The sequence below is a fragment of the Pseudoclavibacter sp. CFCC 13611 genome, assembly GCF_008831225.1.
GTDB lineage: Bacteria > Actinomycetota > Actinomycetes > Actinomycetales > Microbacteriaceae > Pseudoclavibacter_A.
Genome location: NZ_WBKE01000003.1, coordinates 331,828 through 353,887, shown reverse-complemented (window position 1 = coordinate 353,887; position 22,060 = coordinate 331,828). Strand labels below are relative to the sequence as shown.

Below are 22,060 nucleotides of genomic sequence, written 5' to 3'. Positions count from 1 at the left end.
GCGTTCAGAATGAACGGCAAGCAGTTCGAAAGGACTTATTATGAGGTCAAAGTCAAAATACCCTTGTGGTGTCAGTCTCGAGGACCTGCAGCGGTCTAGCGCTGCGACGATCACACGAACAGAAGCAGCAGCTGTCATGGGAATCGACCCTCGCACGGTATCCAAGGGCATCGCCGAAGGCACGATCCCGAGTATCAAGATCGGCCGGCTGCAGATGATCCCACGTGAGCGGTTCCTCGCACTGTTCGACTGCGAGGCGGCATAGATGACCACCACAAAGAGAAAGACCCTCGTGGCGGACGGCGCTGCAACGCCTGATGTCACACCCGAGGGCCAGCAGGATCCAACACCTAGCAAGGAGCAGAACCTTATGACCACAGTATATCGAGTAACCGATTGGGCTGATGCCGTGCACTTCGGTACCGCCGAGCAGATCGTCGGCCGTGCAGGCGCGAAGTTCGGCCGCGAGAACAACTACTGGCGCGCCGTCGCCCCGAACCCGCATGAAGACACGATCGACATTCTCGACCGCTACCGAGACGTGACTATCCACGCTTGCCACGAGGACTACTGGATGCAGGCTCTCACGGGCTGGCGTTGGGAGCTTCGCGGTGACGGCTCGATCTGCCTGTACCAGGAGATCAATGAAACGTTCGGGTACGAGTTCACCGTCCTGCTGACCGAGGACAAGCGCGTGATCGCGGGCATGGAGTGCCCGTCGTCGTGGGACTTCGACAACGGCAGCGAACTCGAGGGCATGGCGAACGCCTACACCGACCTGGCCGAGTGGCTCGACTGGCAGGGCACAGCACTCGACGCGATCAAGGCCGTCTTCGAGGGGGCCGACCATGAGTGACTTCGAACCCCGAGACTTCACCTTCAGCGAGGGCACGTACCCGTTGCACCTCAAGATCGACACCATCACCGCCTACACGGGCGACGAGTTGATCCGCATTCACGTCGACCAAAACTACATCCACCTGCACCCAGACCAGCTCGGGCCCGTGCTGCTCGCCCTGATCGACGCCGGCACCTCGATCACCGACGACAAGACGGTGCAGCGGCCGAGTGCGCAGTGTGCTGAACCGCAGCTCGATGGTATCGGGGGTGGGTTGTGAATGCCACGGTTATCGGCCTCGACGGCAAGAAGCACCCGCGTCACAAGACCATCGGCGATGAGAGACTGCGCATCATCGGCACCGAGCACATGCTGTTCCACCAGGGAAAGTCCGTGCGCCAGATTCAGGACATCCTCGCCAAGGGCCTCATCTCCCGTTCTGTCGGCACCATCCACGCAGACCTGACGAAGTGGCAATGCTCCCAGTGTTCAGGTGGCGCATATTGCTCACCTGAACAGCATGACGAGATCGCAGGTGGCCGATGACCGCCCTTATCGCCGCTGGCCTGCTCGGGCTCGCACGTTTCATCTGGTGGCCCGACCAACCCGTGCTCTTGCTGCTCGACTGGGCGCTGTTCGTCGCCGGTATCGCCCACTTTCTGATCCATGATTCGCAGATGACCTCGCAGGAGGAACTTGATGACAACAGCATTCGACCGACTGGTCTCGACGTTCGAGACGGCTGGGCTGAAGGTCAAGCACACTGGGCCGCGTAAGGCGTCGGCGCAGGCGCCCGGACACTCTGGGAAAGACCTCTCCGTGTCGCTTATGGGCATCGACGGCATGGTGCTCGTGCACTCGTTCTCCGATCCGACGGCAGACGTTCTGGCCTCGCTCGGTGTGAAGCCGGCAGACCTGTTCGACGAGCCTCACGGCGCCCGGTACGAGTACCGCACGGCCTCTGGTGCCCTGGCACGCACGGCGTACCGGTCACCGACGAAAGTGTTTCGCCAAGATGTTGTCAACACGGCCGAGACACCGCTCTATCACCTCGACGAGGTGACGGCTGGCGTCAAGGCTGGGCGGCGCATCTGGGTGTGCGAGGGCGAGAAAGACGCCGACGTGCTGCGTTCGCTGGGCGAGGTCGCTACGACAGCGCCGCAGGGTGCACCGTCGTGGGCGAAGGCCGACTACACGCCACTGGCGCATGCGCTCGAGGTCATCATCGCGGCAGACGACGATGAGGCGGGCAAGGCTCGCGCGACCGGCCTGTTCGCTCACCTGCAGCAGGTCTGCGATGGCACTGTACGGGTCGTGCTGCCCGCCGAGGGCAAAGACATCGCCGATCACGTCATGGCCGGCCACGGCCCGGACGAGCTGCGCGAGGTGACGACCAAGCGACCGGCGCGCAGGGTCGCTCTGACCAGGGCATCTGCGGTGACGACGACACACCAGCCGTTCGTCGCTGCCGATCTATGGCCAGAGGACGTACTCTCGCTGGTCGCAGGCCGGGCCGGCGAGGGCAAGTCCACTTGGGTCCTGCACAAGCTCGCCCAGGCTACTCGAGGCGAACTCGAGGGCGACTACAAGGGTCAGCAGCTTACCGTGGCGATCACGGCGACGGAGGACTCGAAACCGCTGCAGCGCATGCGTCTCGAGGCCGCCGGCGCTGATCTCGACCGGGTGCTGTTCCTCGAGGCGATGATCGACGTCGCCGGAGAGGACATCGAGGGCGTGCCGCGCATCCCGGACGATCTGCCACAGATTCGCCGGCAGCTCGAACGGGCCGGTGTGAAGGTCTGGGTGATCGACCCGATCACAGGTCTGATCGCTGGCGACTCGAACCGCCGTGATGACGTGAGGGCGAGCCTCGATCCGCTGGCCGGCCTCGCCCGCGACCTGCATCTGTCCATCGTCGGCGTCGCACACTTCGGCAAGGGCGGCGGCAGGGCGTCAGATAAGGTCAGCGGGTCGCATGCGCTGCGAGATGTCGTGCGATCGCTGATTCTGATCGCAACAGATGACGAGTCCGGTGACCGCGTGCTCACGCTCGATAAAAGCAACTATTCTACCGCAGCGGGCCAGTCCTGGGCGTTCCGTCTCGAGAACACCGAGGTGCCCACCAGCGACGGCACGATCGAGGACATCGCCCACGTCGTCGAGCTCGGCGCCAGCGAGCTGAACGTCTCGGAGATCATCAACCGAGAGCCCGCAGGCGACGAAGACGGTGAAGATCGCAACGCGGCCCAGGCGTTCGTCATCGACTACCTCAAGAATGTCGACAGTGGTGAGGCGAAAGCCGGTGACGTTCTCAAGGCCGGCCGTGCATCTGGGTTCTCTGACACCGAGCTGAAGAATGCGCGCAAACGATCGAAAGACCCGAAGATCGCCTCTCGCAAGTCTGGCTTCGGTGCTGGCTGGGTCTGGGCCATCGAAGAGGCCAGCCTCGAAGGTGTCACGAAGGTGTCCAAGGTGTCACGCTCTCAGAATGCGACACCTTCGACACCTTCGGTGACACCTTCGCAAACTGATCACGTCTCGCTACTGCGCACCGCCACTAAGAAACACACACGCCTGCAGGTCGTCGACGAGCACACCCGACTCTGCCCAGTGCATCACGCACCGCTGAACGGCAACACCTGCGCGCAGTGCCTCGCCCAGGCGAAAGGAGGTCAAGGTGCTTAGAACATGGACGGCACCCGACGGGTCTGTCTGGCCGCTCACCGGCTACTGGTGCCCACAGTGCAGCATGCCGATGGCCGAGGCCGCAGCGACATCGCTTGGCGTGCACCCGTGCTGCATGCCCGACTACCTGCAGCACACCGAGAACCACATCGCCCAGGAGGTGCAGCATGTCTGATCTGCGAGGCGTCTACGCGCAAGCAAGCCAATGGCGAGAACCAGACGGCAGCACCCGAGACTGCATCCGCATCTACTGCGCAGGACGGTTCCTCACTGCGATCGAACCAGACCACGCCTACCGGCTCAGCGACCAACTCGTCGACGCCGCAGAGACCATCGAAGACCGTCACCACACAGAACAGGAGAACCGATCATGATCGGATCGCGTCCAAAGAGGAAAGACCTAGAGACATCGGTCGAGAAGCTCGAAAGAGCTCTTGCCGCTGAACGCCAGGCTCACCGAGAGACCAGGCAGAAGTACCTGCAGAAGATCAGCAACCTGCAGGCCCAACTCATCGACGAAAGGAACAAGTATGACAACCGACGCAAACGAAGCAGTGCAGGACGACGCCCAAACCGCGGCTGAACCAGATGACACGAAACACGCTGCCGAGAGCAAAGGGAACAACGAGGCGGCACGCTACCGGGTACGGCTTCGCGAAGCAGAAGCCCAGCGAGATGCCCTGGTTGTCCAGCTCTCAGCTGCGCGCAGTCAGATCGTGCAGAACTCGACCGCGGCCCAGTACATCGACAAGAGGGCACGCGGTGACGTGTTCACCGATCCAGACCAATTCTTCGACGAGGAAAGCGGCAACCTCGACGAGGTTAAGCTGCGCGAGTTCGTAGAGGGCCTGCGCCAGTCTAAACCGTACATGGCATCGAACGCAGGTGTCGATCACAACCTAGGCCGAGAGCAGTCAGGCGCAGGGCTCGCAGCGAGTTTCGAGAGCGCCATCATGGGCAAACACGAGTAAACTAGCAGGGTAGGGCAGTTAGGCCGGGTGCCAGCTCCCTACCCTGCAGCCCCTGGTGGGTATCGGTCGAGATCCGTGATCTCCCGTGAACAAGCAAACAATCCGTTTCATCCACCAAGGAGAGAACTATGCCTACAACCACTTCTACCAATCAGGGAGCATTCCCCAACGTCAGCTACTTCCCAGCAGAGGACATCGTGGCCGATGCTCTCGTGCTGCAAGTCACAGACCAGGGGCCAGCCGTCGAGGGCGACCAGCCAAGCGTGCGCGTTCCCTACGTCACCGACGTTGCTGCAGGCTTCGTCGCTGAGGGCGCCAACATCGACGAGAGCGACCCAACGCTCGCAGAGATCGTGGTCAACACAGACAAGATCGCAGTGCTGACGAAAGTCTCGAACGAGGCCTACCGAACGGGCGGTGTCGCCGGCCTGCTGACAAACAGCCTGCGCCGCAGCGTCATCACCAAAGCTGACACAGCGTTCCTCACCAACCCATCCAACCCAACCGGCCTCGGCGCCGTCACGGGCATCGTCAATGGCGGAGAGATCACCACCAACCTCGATGCACTCGTCGACGCGATCGCAACCGTCGAAGACAACGGCGCAACGCCAAGCCATATCATCGCCAGCCCGAAAGCATGGGCCGCAGTGCTCAAGCTCAAAGTGGGCAGCGACTACAACACGCCACTACTGGGAGCGACGTCCGACACTGCAGCGCGTCAGCTGCTCGGCATCCCCGTTCTCATCAACAAGGCAGCAGCCGACAACACACTGCTCGTCGTCGATCGTTCGCAGATCGTCTCGAGCGTCGGACAAGTCGCCGTAGCAACCAGCTCAGACCGCTACTTCGACGATGACAGCGTGGGCGTTCGCGTCACGCTGCGCTTCGGCTGGGGAGTGGTACGACCTGACCGGCTTGCCAAGCTGACCATCGCCGAATGAGTCGACACTGACCGACAGCTGGGGTGGGGTGACTCCCTCGCCCTGGCTGTCGGTCAGGCCCGGCGGCATAGTGACTTTTCACACAGGCAGTTCTTACGTCTCTACCAGTTGCAATGGCTCTCTCGCTGCATCTGAGTCTGATGTCCCGACCCATGTCCTACCGACCTGGTAGCTGGGTGTTCTTGGATGTTTCTCAGCTCGAGGGCGCCGGCCGATAGCCCGCTGTTTACGTACGTTCATGCCGATTCGAGTGCTGCCGTGTTGGTCGTGCCATGAGAGTTCAAGTCCCCCCTCGGGCACAGGCTCATCTCAGTGAGATGAGAGAAACCCCCGGAACCTCAACGGTTTCGGGGGTTTCTTCGTCTCTGCGCGTTTCTGCTCAGGCAGGTGGGCCCGCATCGCAGATCGACGACCCTATGAAGGAGACGAAGATGGCACGCAGGGCAGCATGGCGAGCTGGGCACAGCCCGACGATCATCGGGCACCGCGGCGCGAGCAGCGAGGCGCCAGAGAACACGCTCGCGGCGTTCGATGCGGCGGTGGATGCTGCCGCACGCGAATCGGGGCCGGGTGCGCCCGCCTGGATCGAGCTCGATCTGCAGCACACCGCTGACGGCGAGGTGGTGGTGATCCACGACGACGAACTCGATCGCACGACGTCGGGGCAGGGAGCCGTCTCGGCACGCACCTCGGCCGAGCTGCGCACGCTGGACGCCGGCACCTGGTTCGATGCGGCGTTCGCCGGCCAGCGCATCCCCACGCTCGCCGAGCTGGCCGAGTGGATCGCGGCCAACCCGACCGCCCACGTACTGGTCGAGTACAAGGGGGCGTGGTCACCCCAGCAGATCACGCCGACGGTCGCGAGTTTCGAGGCGGCCGGAGTGGGGGAGCGTCTGGTGCTGCAGAGCTTCGACCCGAGGACGGTGCGTTCGCTGCAGCTGCGCGCCGGCGACTACGCCCTCGGGCTGCTGATCGATGAGACCGCGCACTACCCCGAGATCGAGACCGCCGAACTGCTGAGCGTCTCGGCGGTGAACCCGCACTGGAGGCGTGCGCTCGCCGAACCCGACCTGGTGCGGGCGGTGCACGAGCGACTGGGCGCCCAGATGGCGGTGTGGACGCCGGACGAGCCTGTCGACTGGGATGCGCTGGCCGCGGCCGGCGTGGATGCGATCATCACGAATCGTCCGCGCGAGGCTCGCTCGCACCTCGGCTGAAACGGTCGCGTGCAGCGGCGGCCTTCGGCCTGTGCCGGCTCGAGACCGTGGCTGGCCTCGAGCCGGCGCCAGCGCGTCAGTGCTTGTCGCCGTCGGTGTCGAGCGGGTTCGGGTTGCCCGAGGCGATGTTGGCCTCGTGCACCTCGCGGGCGATCGTGACCTCCGGGGCCTCACTGCCCTCTGCCTCGGCGAGCTCGTCGGCCATAGGCCGGCTGGCCACCACGGGGAAGGCGCCGGTGAATCCGATGCGCTCAGTGGCGATGCGCTTGACCTCGGAGCGGCAGGCATACCAGCCGATCACCAGAAGCGGGATCACGATGAGCATCGACGCCAGCGTGTAGGTGCCGGTCGGGTAGTCGAGGCCGATGAGCACGATGACCAGCAGCAGGAACGCGAGTGTGGCGTAGTTCGTATATGGCGCACCCGGCATACGAAACTTCGGCCGTCGGTAGAGACCCTGCTTCGAGAGCTGGTAGTAGCGCAGATGCGCGAGCGTGATCGTGGCCCAGCCCGAGATGATGCCGATCGAGGCGAGGTTCAGCACGATCTCGAAGGCCTGCTCGGGAACGAACATGTTGAGCACGACGCCCATGAGAGTCACGATCGCGGTGAGCAGGATGCCGCCGTAGGGCACGCCCTGAGGCGAGATCTTCTGTGCGAACTTGGGCGCCGAGCCGGCCATCGACATGGAGTGCAGGATGCGTCCGGTCGAATACATGCCGGCGTTGAGCGACGAGAGAGCGGCGGTGAGCACCACCAGCTCCATGATCGGAGCGGCCGCATCGATGCCGATGTGGCTGAAGAAGGTCACGAACGGGCTCTCGCCGGCACTGTATGCGGTGTAGGGGAGCAGCAGCACCAGCAGCAGCACCGAGCCGACGTAGAAGACGGCGATGCGCACGATCACGGTGTTGATCGCCTTCGGGATGACCTTGCGGGCGTCTTTCGTCTCGCCAGAGGTGGTGCCGACGAGTTCGATGCCTGCGTAGGCGAACACGACGCCCTGCATGATCACCAGGGCAGGCAGGATGCCATTGGGGAACATGCCGCCGTTGTCGAAGATCAGCGTGAAACCGCGTGGATCGCCGGTCGGTGTGCCGAAGATGACGAAGATGACGCCGAGTACCAAGAAGAGGACCAGCGCACCGACCTTGATCAGCGCGAACCAGAACTCCATCTCACCGAACACTTTGACCGAGATGAGGTTCATGCCGACCACGATGATGAGTGCCAGCAAAGCGATCGTCCACTGCGGAATCGAGGCGATGAACGGAGAGTACTGCCCGAACCATTTCACGTAGATCGCGATCGCCGTCACGTCGACGATCGAAGTGGTCGCCCAGTTGACCCAGTACATCCAGCCGCTGACGAATGCCGCCTTCTCGCCGAAGAACTCGCGGGCGTACGAGACGAAAGATCCCGAAGAGGGACGGTGAACGACCAACTCGCCGAGCGCTCGCAGAATCAGGTAGGCGAACACGCCACAGAAGGCGTAGATGATCAGCAGAGACGGGCCGGCCTGTGCGAGACGGCCGCCGGCGCCGAGAAAGAGACCCGTGCCGATCGCGCCGCCGATCGCGATCATCTGGAGCTGGCGTGCCCCGAGGCCCTTGTGAAAGCCGGCTTCCTCTTCGATGAAGATGTTCTCTTCGGGTGCAGCGGTGGTGACGGTGCCCGTATTCGGTGAGAGGCCGTCGGGCTTCGAGTGCTGTTGTGTCATCGGTTCTCTCCCTCGTGTGTGTTCGACCGTTCTGTGAGAACGACGTCTTTGACCTGATCGAGATGGAAGCGCATGGCGTCTTCTGCCTCGGTGATCGACCCTTGGGCGATCGCGGCGACGATGCTGCGATGCTCGTGCTCAGAGGGAAGACGGCGGTTGGAGCCGTCGTTCAGCTGGCCGGACTGCAGGGCGAGAGCCGCTTTGATGCTGCGCAGCACGGTGGTGAAGACGCGGTTGCCCGAGGCCTCGGCGATCGCGAGGTGCAGCTCGGTGTCCTGCCTGACCCATTCGTCGGGATCATCAGTGCGCTGCATGCTCTCGATGAGCCCCTGCATATGCTCGAGGTCGTGCTCAGAGCGGCGCACGGCAGCGAGACCTGCGGCCGGAATCTCGATGTGCGGCCTGGCCTCGACGAGGTCAGTGGCGCCGAACCCGGCGAAGTCGACTTGTGAGATGGGTTCGGTCGCGATCACGAAGGTGCCGACCCCGACTCGTGTGGCCGTCGTGCCGCGCACCTCGAGGACGCGCAGTGCTTCGCGCACGACCGAACGGCTGACGCCGAACCGTGCGGCGAGTGCGGCTTCTGAGGGCAGGCGCTGGCCGACCTTCACCACCCCGGCACTGATGGCGTGTTCGAGGTTCTGGCGAACATACTCGGTGGCACCGAGACGGTTGGCCGGTGGCACTCCTGCAGTCTGGCTGTCGGACAGGTTCATGAGAACAAGCTTGAGAGGTCTGCGTTTCCCCGGTGTTACACGGGTGCATCGACCTGGTTGCGTGGTCAGACCACGCAGGAGAAGGCGTGCCGGCCGGCCGACCGACTCGGCGCGCGAGTCAGCGCTTCTTGCCGCCGAAGATGCCGCGGATGACCTCGCGCACCACGGTCTGGAACGTGCGCGACTTGACCACGTCGTCGATCACGTCGGCAACACCGTGCTCTTTGGCGGTTCGGGAGCCTGAGCGCGATGTCGACCGAGACTCGCGCTCGCGGGCGGCCTCATCGCGCTGGCGCTCGCGCTCTGCTCGGTCGGCGGCCTTGGCATCCGCATCGGCCTGCTTGGCGGCCGCCGCGTCAGACGCAGCCTGCGAGGCGGCGTCGATGCGACCCTGCAGCTTCGCGGCGGCGCCCTCGGTCTGCGCAGGCGTGCCGTACTTGGCCTGCAGGGGCGAGGATGCGATGGCCTGGGACATGGCGTCTGCCGGCATCGGATCCATCGAGCCCTGCGGGGCGCGAACACGCGTCCAGGCGACCGGGGTCGGCGCGCCCTTGTCGTTGATGACGGTCACGATCGCCTCGCCGGTGCCCAGCTGCGTGAGCACCTCGCCGAGCTGATACTCGCTGGTCGGGTAGGTCGAGACGGTGGCCTTGAGCGCCTTGGCGTCATCGGGGGTGTGCGCACGAAGGGCATGCTGGATGCGGCTGCCGAGCTGGCCCAGCACGTCTCCGGGCACGTCTTTCGGCGTCTGTGTGACGAAGAAGATGCCGACGCCCTTCGAACGGATCAGGCGCACGGTCTGCGTGATCGTCTCGACGAAGCTCTTCGAGGCTCCCTTGAAGAGCAGGTGCGCCTCGTCGAAGAAGAACACGAGTTTGGGCTTGTCCTGGTCGCCGACCTCGGGCAGCGCACGGAAGAGCTCGGTGAGCAGATACATGAGGAAGGTCGAGAACACCGCGGGGCGATCCTGCACGCCGGGCACCTCGAGCATGCTGACCACGCCGAACTCGGTCGTCGCGCCGTCTGCGCCGGTCACAGATGCGGTGCGCAGAAAGTCGGTGACCTCGACGGCGGGCTGGCCGAAGAACACGTCTGCGCCCTGTCCGGCGAAGTTCACGATCTCGCGCAGGATCACACCGGCGGTCTGCGGCGAGAGACCGCCGATGCCCTTGAGCTCGGCCTTGCCTTCGTCGCCGGTGAGCCAGCTGAGCAGAGTGCGCAGGTCGTCCAGGGTGATCAGGGGCAGGTCGTTCTGCTTCGCGTAGTGGAAGACGAGGCCCAGGCTCGACTCCTGCGTCTCATTGAGGTCGAGCACGCGGGCGAGCAGCGTCGGGCCGAAGCCGTCGACCGTCGCGCGCAGCGGCACGCCCTGGCCGACGCCGCCCAGTGAGAAGAACTCTGTGGGCGTCGCGACGGGGTGCCAGTCCTGGCCGATGCCCTGCGTGCGTGCGGTGAGCTTGTCACTGGGAGTGCCGGCGACGGCGAGGCCGGAGAGATCGCCTTTGATGTCTGCGGCGAAGACGGGCACACCGTTGGCGGCGATCTGCTCGGCCAGGCCCTGCAGTGTCTTGGTCTTGCCGGTGCCGGTGGCGCCTGCGATGAGGCCGTGGCGGTTCAGCATGCCGAGCGGGATGCGCACCTGCACGTCTTTGAGCGGCTCGCCGTTGACGAGTGCCCCGATGTCGAGCGTCGTGCCTTCGAAGGTGTAGCCGGCCTTGACGGCGTCGACGGCCTGCTGCGAGAGCGGGCCGGATGCCGTGGTCGCGCTGGGCTGGGCTGCGGACTGTGCTGCTGGTGCCGCAGCTGTCTGTGCCGCGTCGGTCTGCTCAGTATCGGGCTGAGCTGCTTGCGCGTCTGCGGGCTGGGACGCTGGAACCGGTGCGGCCTCCTCAGTGGATGCGGGTGCGGGTTCTGGTGCTGCAGCGTCTGCGGGCTGCTCCGTGCTCTTCTCGACCATGCAGTAAGTCTACGGCCGGGGCTCAGCTGTTGCCGCTGCAGACACTCTCTGCCATCTGAGGCCAGTGGCAAAGGAGTCGCCGCCACGGATTGCACTTCGCCGCCGCCGACCGCTCGTTGCTGCCACGGATCGCTCGTTGATGCCACGGATCGCTCGAAGTGGGGGCGATTTGGAGCGAACGCGGTGCATCTGGAGCGAACGGCGGCGGCGACGCCGCGGGAGCTTCTTCGGGGCTGTGCCATCGCTGCAGCCGTGTAGCAGTTCTTGTGGCGAGCGAGCGCTTTACCCACAAAAAGTGCTGCAGGAGCGCGATAGGCGGCAACGCGGTGCATCTGGAGCGAACGGTGGTGGGAGTGCGGTCGAAGCCGCTGCAGAGCCAGGCCCTAGTCCAGCGGCGGCATCGGCTTCCAAGAGCGATCGCGGTAGATCTTTCGCGCCCCGCGCATCCCTTTGAACAGCGCCGACAGCCCCGACTTGAACGAATGGTCGACCGTGACGATGCGGATCACCTCTTTCGCGAGCGTCAGCAGCGTGCCGAAGCCGAAGACGAACCGGTTGTAGTCGCCATGCAGGCGAAAGTACCGCGCCATGTAGCCGCGGTTGCGCATGATGTGAAAGCGCACCATGTCGCTGGTGCCGTTGAGCTTGCGGGTGCCGAGATCGAGCCGTTTGATCTCGCGGGTGCGCCGCAGAATGAAGGTGTTGACCAGCGCCGGCGTCGTGACCTTGGAGGTCAGGTAGCCATAGACGGTGTCGTCCCAGTAGATGAAGAAGCGGGGATCGGGCAGCCCGACCTGCCGCACGACGTCGCGATGAAAGAGCCCGCCCTCGAAGCAGACCGTGTTCATCGGCAGCCAGTCTTGGGCGCTGAAGTCGTCTTTGGCCACCGGGTTCGGAATGCCCAGCGGCACGTTGAAGTCGAACTGCCAGTAGAACGGCGACCCGTCGTAGTTGTACCGGCGCCCCTGAATGACCTTGAAACGGTCGGTCCACGGGGTCAGCCGCTCGATCGCCTCGGGCAGCACGGCCACGTCGTCGTCCATCAGCCACAGCCACTCGGCGCCCAGGTCGTAGGCGATCTTCGTACCCGCGCTGAAGCCTCCGGCCCCGCCGGTGTTCTCTTCTTGGGGCGCGTAGACGAGGCGATCGCGGCCGTCGGCGCGTTTGCCCAAGCGCTCGCGGTACGACTCGACGATCTCGCCGGTGTCGTCGTGCGAGGCGTTGTCCACGATCACGATCCATGAGGGCGAGGTCTTGAGCTCAGTGAAGCTGTCGAGCAGCACGCGCAGCAGCTTGGTGCGCTTGTACGTGACGACGACGATGGCGACGTCGAGCGGATGCCGTGGCGCGGGAGTGCCCTCGGCTTGCGGCTGCGACTCAGCGCTCACGTCGACCCGACTCCCGTTCACAGTTCATGGCGGTGGGCCTGGGATTCGAACCCAGGGAGAGTTGCCCCTCACTTGTTTTCAAGACAAGCTCCTTCGGCCGCTCGGACAGCCCACCATGTCGGTCTCGCCGCGCGGCCTGATCAGTCGAGATCAGGATGCGAGAGCAAGAGACAACCAGACCATCATACAAGACAAGGGCCGGCCCCGCGTGGATGCGTCTTCTGGCTCTGTGGCGACGAGAGCGCTCGTCAGCCGACGATCGAATGAATCAGATCGGCGACACCGTCGCCGTCGAGATCGGCCACGACTCGGTTGGCCATCGCTCTGACCTCGGGCAGTGCGTGCCCCATGGCCGCACCGATGCCCTCTTCTGCCGCCCAGGTGATCATCTCGATGTCGTTGAGCCCGTCGCCGACGACCGCGACGCGGTTGCGCGGGATGCCGAGCCGGCGCCGCACCTTCTCGAGCGCCGTGCCTTTGTTCACGCCGAAGGGTGCGATGTCGAGCCAGGCCGACCAGCCCACCGAGTAGCTCACCTGGTGCAGGCCGATGCCCTCGACGATGCGCTGAAACTCGGCGGTGTCATGCGCGGGAGAGAACACGACGACGCGTGTCACAGGGTGTGAGCGCAGGTCGTCGAGCGACACCAGCTCGGCGGGAGCGCTGAAGGTGCCCGCGTTGAACGGGCGGAAGAACCGCCAGCCCTGGTCGGCGTCTTCGACGGCATACTTGGCGTCAGGCAGCGAGGGAACCAAGGCGTCGATGACCGGTGCCGGGTCGAAGAGCGTCATGTCGACGACGCGCCAGTGCCCGGTGCACTCTTCGTGCGGCTCGACGCCGCTGTCGTCGACCGCCCGAGTGCGGATGCCCTGGGCGGCCTGACCTGTCGGCTCGCGCATGCCGCAGACGAGCGCACCGTTCGAGCACACGCTGTATTCGGCGGTGAGGCCCAGTTCGCGGTAGATGCCTGTGACACCCTGAATGGGGCGCCCTGTGGCGATCATCACGACGTGGCCAGCGGCCTGTGCCATGTCGATCGCGCGCTGTACGGCGGCGCTGGCACGGTTGTCTGCGTCAACCGTGGTGCCGTCGAGGTCGAGTGCGATCAGCCAGCGGCCCTCATCATGCACAGGCGGCAGCGGGATGCTGCCGGTCTCGGGAAACGAACCCTTGCCCGGGGCGTGCCAAGGCAGTGCGTTGCCAACCATGTTGCTCCTCTTCGTTCACCCGCACAGTAGCCCATGCCGGTGACACTGTGGCGAACGGAGCGGGGCGTCAGGCGCCCGGCGTGATCGCCTCGATGCCGCCCAGATACGGGCGCAGTGCTGCCGGCACGCGCACCGATCCGTCGGCCTGCTGGTGGTTCTCGAGAATCGCCACGAGCCAGCGCGTGGTCGCGAGAGTGCCGTTCAGGGTGGCGACCGGAGCCGTCTTGCCGCCTTCTTCGGGGCGGTATCTGATGCCCAGGCGGCGTGCCTGATAGGTGGTGCAGTTCGACGTGCTGGTCAGCTCGCGGTAGGTGTGCTGCGTCGGGATCCAGGCTTCGGTGTCGAACTTCTGAGCGGCTGATGAGCCCAGATCGCCGGCGGCGGTGTTGATCACTCGGTACGGCAGCTCGACCTTCTGCAGCATCTGCTCCTCCCAGCTCAGCAGTCGCTGATGCTCGGCGAGAGCCTGATCAGGCGTCGTGTAGACGAACATCTCGAGCTTGTTGAACTGGTGCACGCGCAGGATGCCCCGGGTGTCTTTGCCATGCGAGCCGGCCTCGCGTCGGTAGCAGGTCGACCAGCCGGCGTAGCGCTTCGGCCCGGCTGTGAGGTCGATGATCTCGTCGGAGTGATACCCGGCCAGCGCGACCTCGCTGGTGCCGGTGAGGTACTGGTCGTCTGCGTCGAGGTGGTAGATCTCGTCGGAGTGCTGATCGAGGAAGCCGGTGCCCTGCATGATCTCGGGGTTCACGATCGTGGGTGTGATCATCGGGGTGAAGCCGTTCTCGATCGCCTGGTCGAGTGCGAGGTTCAGCAGGGCGAGCTCCAGCCGAGCGCCCCAGCCGGTGAGGTAGTAGAAGCGCGCGCCGGAGACCTTCGCGCCGCGCTCCAGATCGAACAGCCCGAGGTGCTCGCCGATCGCGACGTGGTCTTTCGGCTCGAAGTCGAACTGCGGGTGCTCGCCGATCTCGCGTTCGACGGTGAAGTCGTCTTCGCCGCCTTCGGGCACCCCCTCGAGCACGAGGTTCTGGATGCCGCGCACGGCGACCGAGAACTGCTCTTCGGCCTTGCGTGCGCGCCCCTCGGCCTGCTTGACCTGGTCGGCCAGCTCTCTGACCTGAGCCACAAGTGCGGCCTTCTCTTCTTTCGGCGCCTTGGCGACCTGCTTGCCGAAGGCGTTCTGCTGAGCACGCAGAGTCTCGAACTCGGTCAGCGACACCCGGCGCGAGGCATCGGCCTCAAGAGCCTGGTCGACAGCACTGACATCGCCTCCACGGGCGCGCTGGCTCTCGCGGAAGAGATCTGGGTTGGTACGCAGCAGTTCGACGTCAATCACCCCACCAGCGTAAACCACCCGCGCAGCACGCGCAGGGCAGCCACAGCAGGCATTCAGAATGCGCGGCTACGATTGAGGGCATGGTCAGATCCCCGGGCGCGAAACGTCGTCGAGCCGCCGTGGTCTACAACCCGGTGAAACTCGACCGTGTGCGCCTGAATCCGATCGTCGAGCGTCAGGCCGAACGCCACGGCTGGGGGTCGACGCTCTGGCTCGAGACCTCGGCCGACGACTCGGGCGCCGCTGCGGCCCGTACTGCGCTCGAACAGGGCGTGCAGCTCATTCTCGTCGCCGGCGGCGACGGCACTGTGCGCGTGGTGGCCGAAGAGGTCGCCGATTCAGGCGTGCCCGTGGCACTGATTCCCGCAGGCACCGGCAACGTCCTCGCGCGCAACCTCGAGCTGCGCCTCGCGAACGTCGAAGACGCGATCGAAGTCGCTTTCACCGGCCAGCCGCGAGCCGTCGACGTCGGCGAGGCCCGCATCCGCCGTGTCGACGGCCAGATCGAGACCAAGGCGTTCGTCGTGATGGCAGGTCTCGGCCTCGACGCCGAGATCATGGTCAGCACCAGCTCACGCGGCAAGCGGCTCTTCGGCTGGGTCGCGTACGTGACCGGTGCGCTGCGCGCGGTCAACCGGGCCGAACGCTTTCGCGCGCGCATCACCGCCGACCGGCGCCGCGACATGCGCACGCGCTCGCACACGGTGCTGATCTGCAACTGCGGCATGCTGCCCGGCAATCTGCTCTTGGTGCCCGACGCCTCGATCGACGACGGCGAGCTCGACGTGCTCGCGATCTCTCCACGGAGGCTCAGCGACTGGTTCGGGCTCTGGCGGCGCATCGTGGTCGAGCATCAGCTGACGCGTTCGCGCACCGGCCAGCGTCTGGTCGAGCTCGGCGGAACCCACCGGCTCACCACGCTCTCGCACACGGTGGGCAAGACCATCGATGTGAGCGTCGAACGGGTGGTGCCGTGCGAGCTGGACGGCGACGTCTTCGGCGAGGCGATCGGTCTCGAAGCGCGGATCAGACGCGGGGCGCTGTTGGTGCAGGTGCCTGCCGGGCTCGCCGACTGACCGCAGCCTGCAGGCGGCCACTCGCGCAGCGCCGCATCAGGGCTTGAGATAGTCTGGCGCGTCGGGCAGCCCGAACACCTTCTCGAGCGTGTGCACGTCGTGCTGTCGCATCCAGCTGGCCAGGGGCACGCCGACGTAGCGGTAGTGCCAGGCCTCTTCCATGTATCCCGTGGTCTGCTCCTGGCCGGTCTCGTAGCGCTGTACGAAGCCGAAACGCCAAGAGTTCTGCTGCAGCCAGGTGCCGAGCCCGGTGTGAGCGAACTCGTTGCACAGCTCGCACGGAGGCTGGGTCTCGTTGATGTCGCAGGCCAGGCCGGTCTGGTGCTCGCTGTGGCCTGGACGTGACGAGTAGCGGTCGGCGGCGGCCTGCCCGTCGCGTCGTTCGTACGTCTCGTAGAGGGCCTGCTGCCGCTGATAGCTGCGGAATCCGCTGATGATCTGGATGCCCTGGCCGAGCTCGCGCTGAGCGGCGGCGTCCATGTCGTGCAGCGCGGCCGCCGCGTCGTGCCGCAGGCGCTCGCCGTCACGGTTCACCGAGACGTTGACGGTGTCGAGATCGTCAGGCTGCCAGTCGATCGGAGAGAGCGGGCGCGCCTTGTTCGTCACGACCCAGATCGAGGAGGGATCGTCGGTGGAGTGCTGGGTGAGGTCGAGATCGGTGTCGAGCGGAGGGAGCGCCGACGTGTCAGACCAGTTGATCTGCTCGTGCGGCTCGGCCGCGGATGACGGCTCGGTGGCGACCTCGTCGCTCTGGGCCGCGGTGGATGCGTCGCCTTCGCCGCGTTCGAGCAGCGGCACCAGCGCGATCATCAGCACGGCCAGCAGCGTCATGGTGATGGTCGCCACACGAATGCGCAGCTGACGGCGATGTTCGGCGATCTGGTGCGGATGTCGCCCCGGGCGCAGCTGGGCGCGGCGACCGGGTGGAGTGGGGAGACGGCGGTCGATCACTGCAGAAGCGCCTCGTACCACTGGGCGGCGTCTTTATAGTCGTCGTTGGTCTGATGCGGCATGGGCTCGCAGGCTTCGCGCGTCGCTCGTGGGTAGGAGCCCAGAAACACGACGTTGGGGCTGAAACGGTGCACACCGCGCAGCGCCTCGGCGACTCGGGCGTCGAGGGCGTGCCCCTCGAGATCGATGTTGAAGCGGTACCGGCCGAGTTCGTCGCCGATGGGGCGCGACTCGATGCGAGTCATGTTGATGCCGCGGGTGCTGAACTGCTCGAGCAGTCTCAGCAGCGCTCCGGCCTCGTCGACCGGCAGCTCGGCGATCAGGCTCGTCTTGTCTGCTCCGGTGGGTGCGGGCAGACCGCGGTCGGGGCCGAGCAGCACGAACCGGGTCACGGCGTTGCGGTTGTCGCCGATGTCACGGGCGAGCACCTCGAGATCATAGTGATCGAGCACCCGTTCGCCGGCGATGGCGGCGTCGATGTTCTGATCGTGCAGCGCGCTCGCTGCCGCTGCGGCGTTCGACGGCGCCGGCAGAAAATCGTGTTCCGGCAGATGGCCGGCCAGCCAGGTGCGGCACTGCGGGTACGACATCGGATGCGTGGTGAGGTGGCGCACCTCGCTCAGGGTCGTGCCAGGTCGGGCCAGCAGATGGAAGGTGATGGGCACCAGGCGTTCGCCGAGGATGCGAACGCCCGGCATCGTGGCCAGGGCGTCGAGCGTGGCGCTGACGCCGCCCTCGATCGAGTTCTCGATGGGGATCACCGCGTGGGTCGACCGGCCCGTGGCGACGTCGTCGATGGCCTGAACCACCGAGGTCACCGGCTGCCACCGACCCAGGTGCTCGGGGTCGACCTGGCGCAGTGCGTCCTCGGTGAAGGTGCCCGCCGGGCCCAGGTAGCTGTAGACGGCCTGCGTCGTGGAATCGGTCATGCACTCATCGCTTTCACCTGTGACTTCAGCCCATCTGAGGCTGAATCGCGCCGTCGGGCGGCTGTGCAGCAGCCCGAACGTCAGCGCAACTCAGTCTACGAGGTCTGGAAGGCTGCGACTGAGCGTCGCCGGTAGACTCCTCGGTGTGCTCTCACCGCTGCTCTCCCGACATCCTCGTGCCCGCGGTCGCGCTGGTGGTCGTCTCCGCCGTGTGCCCCGCGCCGTCGTCACAGGTGCATTCGCTCTGACGCTGAGCGTCGCCGCCAGCGGGTGCACGACGCCCACCGTTCCGCAGACCACGACCGGGCCGCTCGAGGTGCGCATCGCCGCCGGGCTGTCGCTGCCAGACGGTGTCGCCGAACGATTCGAGCAGCAGACCGGCATGTCGCTGTCGGTCGACGACTCGCACAGCGCCGACGATCTGGCGGCACATCTGCATGATGGCGACGCCGATCTCGTCCTGGGTGTGAGCGCCGCGAACTCCTCGGGCATCGACGGCGACGCCGGTCTGGTCTCGTATGTCTCGCCTCGTGCCGGCGACGGGGCCGCAGACTTCGCGCTCGATCGCAGCGACCGGCTCACCGCGGTCAGCTACGACTTGGTCTGTGCGCTGGTCGATGGCTCTGCGGTGGCTGCCAGCGGCAGGCCGGCGCCCACATCGCTGCACGACGTCGTCGCTCAGTCCGACCGCCTGGTGATGCCCGACCCGGCCAGCGACAGCTCGGGCCTGGTGGCGCTCGCAGCCGTCGACCGGCAGAGCAGCGGCACAGACCAGCTGACCGACTCCCTGCGTCAGCTCGGTCAGGCGCAGATCGAACCCACCGAGGCACAGGCGCTGCAGGCCTCGGCAATGGGCGGGGGCGATCGCCCGGTGGTGTTCGCCTCGGCGATGCGCGCCGTCGATATATTCCCTCAGGGGAATATTGATGCGGTGACCTCGACATGCACGCCGCGGGTGCGCTACGCCGCGATCGTGGCGGGCTCCGCACACGTCAACGAGTCGCGCAAGCTCGTCGATCTGCTGCTCGACGATGGGGTGCAGAGCGACATTGCGCGCTCGTGGAGCGCACTGCCGGTGCAGCGCAACGCATCGGTGCCGCAGCAGTATCAGCGCTTCGTCGACGGCTACGCGGCCACGGCATCCGGCGCCGATCTCGCAGTGCTGCAGCAGCAGCTGCCCGCGCTGCTCGACGCGTGGCAGCAGCAGACCCCCGCGGTCAGGCCTCGCTGATCAGATCGTGGTGATCCGGTCGCCCAAGCGCGCTGCGGTCACTTCGACGGCGTCGGGGTTGCGGTCGATCAGCACGAAGCGTCGATCGAGCTGGGCCGCGACTGCTCCGGTGGTGCCTGATCCGCAGAAAAAGTCGAGTACGAGATCGCCCGGCCGACTTGAGGCCTGCACGATGCGACGCAGCACGCCTTCGGGCTTCTGCGTGGGGTAGCCGGTGCGCTCCGACCCGCTGGTGGGCACGATCGTGTGCCACCAGACATCTGTGGGCAGCTTGCCTCGTGCGGCCTTCTCGGGGGTGACCAGACCCGGTGCCATGTACGGTTCTCGGTCGACGCCGGTCGAGTCGAAGAAATAGCGGTCCGGGCGTTTCACGTAGACCAGAATCGTGTCGTGCTTCGCCGGCCAGCGTCGCCGCGACTTGCCTCCGAAGTCGTAAGCCCAGATCAGCTCGTTGAGAAAGCAGTCGCGCCCGAAGACGGCGTCGAGCATCACCTTGGCATAGTGAGCCTCGCGATAGTCGAGGTGCACATAGAGCGTGCCGGTCTCGTCGAGCAGCCGCCAGGCCTCGATCAGCAGCGGCTCGAGAAACCCCCAGTAGTCGTCGAAGCGGTCGTCGTACTCGCGCAGTCGACCGCGCACGGCGCGATACGAGGCGCCCTGAAAGCCGGTGCGCAGCCGGCCGACCGGCTGTGCCGTGGATGCCGTGGTCGCGCCGGCGCGAGAGGCCGCGGCCCCGAATGCGCTCGGCTCCGAGGCGTCACCATCAGCCGGCGCTTGGCCGTCTGACTCGTCGTTCACTCGTCGAGCGGACATGCGCTGCGATGTCTGCCGCCGGCCGGTGTTGAACGGCGGGTCGATGTAGATGAGCTGGCAGCAGCCGTCGTCGAGCATGGGCAGCACGTGGCCGCTCTCGCCCTCGATGAGCAGCCCGTGCCCCGAAGCCAGACCGCGCGCCAGCTCGGTCAGTTCGGATGCCGTCGTGTCAGTCGTGCTGTGGGTCACAGCTGCTGCTCGATCCAGGCGATGATGTCGCTGACCACCTGATCACCGTCGACCTCGTTGAAGATCTCATGCCGCATGCCCTCGTAGAGCTGCACGTCGACGTGCTGCAGACCGACGTCTCGATAGGCCTGCGCGAGTCGTTCGACCGACTTCGGGCTGCCGACCGGGTCATCGGCGCCGTTGGCGATCAGCAGTGGGATGTCGCTGCGGATGCGCGGCGTGGGCCGGGTGAACAGCCGGAGAGCGTCCCAGAAGCCGTGGCTGGAGAGCACGGTGCGGTCGGTGGTCAGGGGATCTGCCGCGAAGGCTCGGCCGACTTCGGGACGACTGCTGAGCCATTCGTAGCCGCTGGCACCAGGGGCGTCCCATCGCCGGTTGAAGCGGCTGGGAGTCACCCACCCGGGCTGGCAGTAGGCGGTTCCTGTGAGCACTGCGGCAGAGTACGTCTGCGAGCGGATGTTCAGCAGGTGCTGGGTGATGAACGAGCCCCAGCTGTGCCCGAAGATGACCGGTGGCCGGCCGTCACCGAGCTCTGCAGCGGCTCGCGAGACGGCGAGCACGGCGAGGATGGTGGCCTCGAGGCCGCCTTTTCCCAGCCGCCCCATCGCTCTGAGCGTGTCGGTCTGTGCGGCCACGGCGGGGTCGTCCTCCGGTACGTCAAGCAGCGCCGCCGCCCCGGTCGCACCGTGGCCGCGATGATCGTCGGCTACGACGTCGAACCCTGCCGCAGTGAGCCGACCTGCGATCGCGACGTAGCGACCGGCGTGCTCGCCGATGCCGTGCACCAGCTGCACCACACCGCGCGACCGCTCGGACTCTGTGCGCCACACATAGTGGTAGTTCGCAACGCCCCAGCGGTCGATCATGGTGTGCACTTCGGCACCCGATCGCCGCAGGTGATCGAGGTACTGTTCGAGCACCTGTGCAGTCGCTGTCATGAGGTTCACTGTAGCGGCATCACTGTTCTGTGCCGACCTGAAACAGATAGGCTGTGAAATCATGCGCAAGGTCCTGCTCTATTACCTTTTCACTCCGGTCGCCGACCCCGAGGCCGTGCGGCTCTGGCAGATCGCGCTGTGCGAGGGGCTCGATCTGCGCGGACGCATCATCGTCTCGGAGCACGGCATCAACGGCACGGTCTGCGGCGACATCGAGTCGTGCCGCGCCTACGTTCGGCGAACACGCGAGTATCAGCCGTTCCACGACCTCGAAGTGAAGTGGTCGTCGGCCGACGAACAGGTCTTTCCGCGCCTCCGTGTCAAGGTTCGCGCCGAGCTGGTCTCGTTCGGCGCTCCCGGAGAGCTCCGGGTCGACGAACACGGCGTCGTGGGCGGCGGGCGGCATCTCAGCCCGGCACAGGTCGATCAGCTGGTCGCCGAACGCGGCGACGAGGTGGTGTTCTTCGACGGGCGCAACGCCTTCGAAGCCGAGGTCGGACACTTTGCTGGTGCCGTCGTGCCGCCAGTCGAGCACACCCGAGACTTCGTCGAGGTGCTCGACCGCGGTGACTACGACGACCTCAAGCACCGGCCGATCGTGACCTACTGCACCGGCGGCATCCGCTGTGAAGTGCTCTCGGCGCTGATGCGCGCTCGTGGGTTCGACGAGGTCTACCAGATCGACGGCGGCATCGTCCGGTACGGCGAGCAGCGTGGCGACGACGGCCTCTGGCAGGGGTCGCTCTATATCTTCGACGACCGCAAGACGATCACATTCAGCGACCACGCAGCGCAGGTGGGCCGCTGTGCGCTGACCGGCGCCCCCACCACGACCTACTACGACCTCGACCGTCTGCCAGACGACCTCGTCACCGCTCTCGGGCATGCGCCCGGCGACGTGGGGCAGGTGCTGCTGTGCGATGACGTCGTCGCCCGCTACGCGAAAGCTCGGTAGG

The 22,060-nt window shown here is 65.7% G+C and carries 23 protein-coding genes and 1 tRNA gene; 13 read left to right on the top strand and 11 right to left on the bottom strand.

Annotation, left to right across the window (positions count from 1 at the left end):
• The first annotated feature begins 40 nt into the window (after nucleotides 1-40).
• From F8O08_RS10275 to F8O08_RS10230, 10 genes are all read left to right on the top strand, one after another.
• Entirely contained in the window at nucleotides 41-265 is a 225-nt protein-coding gene (locus F8O08_RS10275) for an excisionase family DNA-binding protein (RefSeq protein ID WP_158043201.1), read from the top strand.
• Nucleotides 266-856, top strand: a complete 591-nt coding sequence (locus tag F8O08_RS10270) for a hypothetical protein (RefSeq protein ID WP_158043200.1) — start codon at nucleotides 266-268, stop codon at nucleotides 854-856. It abuts the gene before it with no gap.
• On the top strand, nucleotides 849-1,118 hold the full coding sequence (locus F8O08_RS10265) for a hypothetical protein (RefSeq protein ID WP_158043199.1): 270 nt from the start codon (nucleotides 849-851) through the stop codon (nucleotides 1,116-1,118). The genes F8O08_RS10270 and F8O08_RS10265 overlap by 8 nt, the downstream gene beginning before the upstream one ends.
• The gene (locus F8O08_RS10260; RefSeq protein ID WP_158043198.1) at nucleotides 1,115-1,384 is read left to right on the top strand and encodes a hypothetical protein; all 270 of its coding nucleotides are present in this window, start codon (nucleotides 1,115-1,117) and stop codon (nucleotides 1,382-1,384) included. The genes F8O08_RS10265 and F8O08_RS10260 overlap by 4 nt, the downstream gene beginning before the upstream one ends.
• 153 nt (nucleotides 1,385-1,537) lie before the next feature.
• Nucleotides 1,538-3,523, top strand: a complete 1,986-nt coding sequence (locus F8O08_RS10255) for an AAA family ATPase (protein WP_158043197.1) — start codon at nucleotides 1,538-1,540, stop codon at nucleotides 3,521-3,523.
• Nucleotides 3,516-3,698 carry a hypothetical protein gene (locus tag F8O08_RS10250; protein WP_158043196.1) on the top strand — a complete coding sequence of 61 codons (183 nt, stop codon included), beginning with the start codon at nucleotides 3,516-3,518 and terminating at the stop codon, nucleotides 3,696-3,698. Before F8O08_RS10255 ends, F8O08_RS10250 begins: the two co-directional genes overlap by 8 nt.
• Entirely contained in the window at nucleotides 3,691-3,897 is a 207-nt protein-coding gene (locus F8O08_RS10245) for a hypothetical protein (protein WP_158043195.1), read from the top strand. Before F8O08_RS10250 ends, F8O08_RS10245 begins: the two co-directional genes overlap by 8 nt.
• A gap of 156 nt (nucleotides 3,898-4,053) precedes the next feature.
• On the top strand, nucleotides 4,054-4,494 hold the full coding sequence (locus F8O08_RS10240) for a hypothetical protein (RefSeq protein ID WP_158043194.1): 441 nt from the start codon (nucleotides 4,054-4,056) through the stop codon (nucleotides 4,492-4,494).
• Nucleotides 4,495-4,622: 128 nt separating this feature from the next.
• The gene (locus F8O08_RS10235) at nucleotides 4,623-5,435 is read left to right on the top strand and encodes a phage major capsid protein (RefSeq protein ID WP_158043193.1); all 813 of its coding nucleotides are present in this window, start codon (nucleotides 4,623-4,625) and stop codon (nucleotides 5,433-5,435) included.
• Between the two features lie 431 nt (nucleotides 5,436-5,866).
• Complete coding sequence (locus F8O08_RS10230; RefSeq protein ID WP_192497769.1) at nucleotides 5,867-6,652, top strand: glycerophosphodiester phosphodiesterase; 786 nt, start codon at nucleotides 5,867-5,869, stop codon at nucleotides 6,650-6,652.
• Between the two features lie 76 nt (nucleotides 6,653-6,728).
• Here F8O08_RS10230 and F8O08_RS10225 read toward each other — a convergent pair whose 3' ends face one another.
• The 7 genes from F8O08_RS10225 to serS form a co-directional block, all read right to left on the bottom strand.
• Entirely contained in the window at nucleotides 6,729-8,372 is a 1,644-nt protein-coding gene (locus tag F8O08_RS10225) for an amino acid permease (RefSeq protein WP_158036981.1), read from the bottom strand.
• Nucleotides 8,369-9,088, bottom strand: a complete 720-nt coding sequence (locus F8O08_RS10220; protein ID WP_158043191.1) for a FadR/GntR family transcriptional regulator — start codon at nucleotides 9,086-9,088, stop codon at nucleotides 8,369-8,371. Before F8O08_RS10220 ends, F8O08_RS10225 begins: the two co-directional genes overlap by 4 nt.
• 118 nt (nucleotides 9,089-9,206) lie before the next feature.
• Nucleotides 9,207-11,045, bottom strand: a complete 1,839-nt coding sequence (locus F8O08_RS10215) for a helicase HerA-like domain-containing protein (RefSeq protein WP_158043190.1) — start codon at nucleotides 11,043-11,045, stop codon at nucleotides 9,207-9,209.
• A gap of 383 nt (nucleotides 11,046-11,428) precedes the next feature.
• Nucleotides 11,429-12,433: a glycosyltransferase gene (locus F8O08_RS10210; RefSeq protein WP_158036988.1), complete on the bottom strand. Its 1,005-nt coding sequence runs from the start codon at nucleotides 12,431-12,433 to the stop codon at nucleotides 11,429-11,431.
• A 27-nt stretch (nucleotides 12,434-12,460) separates the two neighbouring features.
• Nucleotides 12,461-12,548 (bottom strand) — tRNA-Ser (locus F8O08_RS10205).
• 133 nt (nucleotides 12,549-12,681) lie between these two features.
• Nucleotides 12,682-13,641 carry an HAD hydrolase family protein gene (locus F8O08_RS10200; protein WP_158043189.1) on the bottom strand — a complete coding sequence of 320 codons (960 nt, stop codon included), beginning with the start codon at nucleotides 13,639-13,641 and terminating at the stop codon, nucleotides 12,682-12,684.
• 67 nt (nucleotides 13,642-13,708) lie between these two features.
• Nucleotides 13,709-14,977: a serine--tRNA ligase gene (gene serS, locus F8O08_RS10195; RefSeq protein WP_158036990.1), complete on the bottom strand. Its 1,269-nt coding sequence runs from the start codon at nucleotides 14,975-14,977 to the stop codon at nucleotides 13,709-13,711.
• Nucleotides 14,978-15,057: 80 nt separating this feature from the next.
• On the opposite strand from serS, the gene F8O08_RS10190 reads away from it, so the two are divergent.
• Entirely contained in the window at nucleotides 15,058-16,053 is a 996-nt protein-coding gene (locus F8O08_RS10190; RefSeq protein ID WP_158030387.1) for a diacylglycerol/lipid kinase family protein, read from the top strand.
• A 36-nt stretch (nucleotides 16,054-16,089) separates the two neighbouring features.
• Here the strand turns inward: F8O08_RS10190 and F8O08_RS10185 are convergent, their stop codons facing one another.
• A complete protein-coding gene (locus F8O08_RS10185; protein ID WP_158043188.1) occupies nucleotides 16,090-17,004 on the bottom strand; it encodes a D-alanyl-D-alanine carboxypeptidase family protein in 915 nt (304 codons plus the stop codon).
• Nucleotides 17,001-17,933, bottom strand: a complete 933-nt coding sequence (gene pheA / locus F8O08_RS10180; RefSeq protein ID WP_158043187.1) for a prephenate dehydratase — start codon at nucleotides 17,931-17,933, stop codon at nucleotides 17,001-17,003. The genes F8O08_RS10185 and pheA overlap by 4 nt, the downstream gene beginning before the upstream one ends.
• Nucleotides 17,934-18,078: 145 nt before the next feature.
• On the opposite strand from pheA, the gene F8O08_RS10175 reads away from it, so the two are divergent.
• A complete protein-coding gene (locus F8O08_RS10175) occupies nucleotides 18,079-19,164 on the top strand; it encodes a substrate-binding domain-containing protein (protein ID WP_192497768.1) in 1,086 nt (361 codons plus the stop codon).
• Here the strand turns inward: F8O08_RS10175 and F8O08_RS10170 are convergent, their stop codons facing one another.
• Nucleotides 19,165-20,055 (bottom strand): DNA-methyltransferase, encoded by an 891-nt coding sequence (locus F8O08_RS10170; protein WP_158043276.1) that lies wholly within the window; start codon nucleotides 20,053-20,055, stop codon nucleotides 19,165-19,167.
• 107 nt (nucleotides 20,056-20,162) lie between these two features.
• Nucleotides 20,163-21,104 carry an alpha/beta fold hydrolase gene (locus tag F8O08_RS10165; RefSeq protein WP_192497767.1) on the bottom strand — a complete coding sequence of 314 codons (942 nt, stop codon included), beginning with the start codon at nucleotides 21,102-21,104 and terminating at the stop codon, nucleotides 20,163-20,165.
• Nucleotides 21,105-21,165: 61 nt separating this feature from the next.
• Between F8O08_RS10165 and F8O08_RS10160 the strand changes: the two genes are divergently transcribed.
• On the top strand, nucleotides 21,166-22,059 hold the full coding sequence (locus F8O08_RS10160; RefSeq protein ID WP_158043184.1) for a rhodanese-related sulfurtransferase: 894 nt from the start codon (nucleotides 21,166-21,168) through the stop codon (nucleotides 22,057-22,059).
• Nucleotide 22,060: the final 1 nt, after the last annotated feature.

Coding starts and splice junctions, on each gene's coding strand:
- F8O08_RS10275 (WP_158043201.1), top strand. CDS start 41: ATGAGGTCAAAGTCAAAATACCCTTGTGGTGTCAGTCTCGAGGACCTG.
- F8O08_RS10270 (WP_158043200.1), top strand. CDS start 266: ATGACCACCACAAAGAGAAAGACCCTCGTGGCGGACGGCGCTGCAACG.
- F8O08_RS10265 (WP_158043199.1), top strand. CDS start 849: ATGAGTGACTTCGAACCCCGAGACTTCACCTTCAGCGAGGGCACGTAC.
- F8O08_RS10255 (WP_158043197.1), top strand. CDS start 1,538: ATGACAACAGCATTCGACCGACTGGTCTCGACGTTCGAGACGGCTGGG.
- F8O08_RS10245 (WP_158043195.1), top strand. CDS start 3,691: ATGTCTGATCTGCGAGGCGTCTACGCGCAAGCAAGCCAATGGCGAGAA.
- F8O08_RS10240 (WP_158043194.1), top strand. CDS start 4,054: ATGACAACCGACGCAAACGAAGCAGTGCAGGACGACGCCCAAACCGCG.
- F8O08_RS10235 (WP_158043193.1), top strand. CDS start 4,623: ATGCCTACAACCACTTCTACCAATCAGGGAGCATTCCCCAACGTCAGC.
- F8O08_RS10230 (WP_192497769.1), top strand. CDS start 5,867: ATGGCACGCAGGGCAGCATGGCGAGCTGGGCACAGCCCGACGATCATC.
- F8O08_RS10225 (WP_158036981.1), bottom strand. CDS start 8,372: ATGACACAACAGCACTCGAAGCCCGACGGCCTCTCACCGAATACGGGC.
- F8O08_RS10220 (WP_158043191.1), bottom strand. CDS start 9,088: ATGAACCTGTCCGACAGCCAGACTGCAGGAGTGCCACCGGCCAACCGT.
- F8O08_RS10215 (WP_158043190.1), bottom strand. CDS start 11,045: ATGGTCGAGAAGAGCACGGAGCAGCCCGCAGACGCTGCAGCACCAGAA.
- F8O08_RS10200 (WP_158043189.1), bottom strand. CDS start 13,641: ATGGTTGGCAACGCACTGCCTTGGCACGCCCCGGGCAAGGGTTCGTTT.
- F8O08_RS10190 (WP_158030387.1), top strand. CDS start 15,058: ATGGTCAGATCCCCGGGCGCGAAACGTCGTCGAGCCGCCGTGGTCTAC.
- pheA (WP_158043187.1), bottom strand. CDS start 17,933: ATGACCGATTCCACGACGCAGGCCGTCTACAGCTACCTGGGCCCGGCG.
- F8O08_RS10170 (WP_158043276.1), bottom strand. CDS start 20,055: ATGCTCGACGACGGCTGCTGCCAGCTCATCTACATCGACCCGCCGTTC.
- F8O08_RS10165 (WP_192497767.1), bottom strand. CDS start 21,104: ATGACAGCGACTGCACAGGTGCTCGAACAGTACCTCGATCACCTGCGG.
- F8O08_RS10160 (WP_158043184.1), top strand. CDS start 21,166: ATGCGCAAGGTCCTGCTCTATTACCTTTTCACTCCGGTCGCCGACCCC.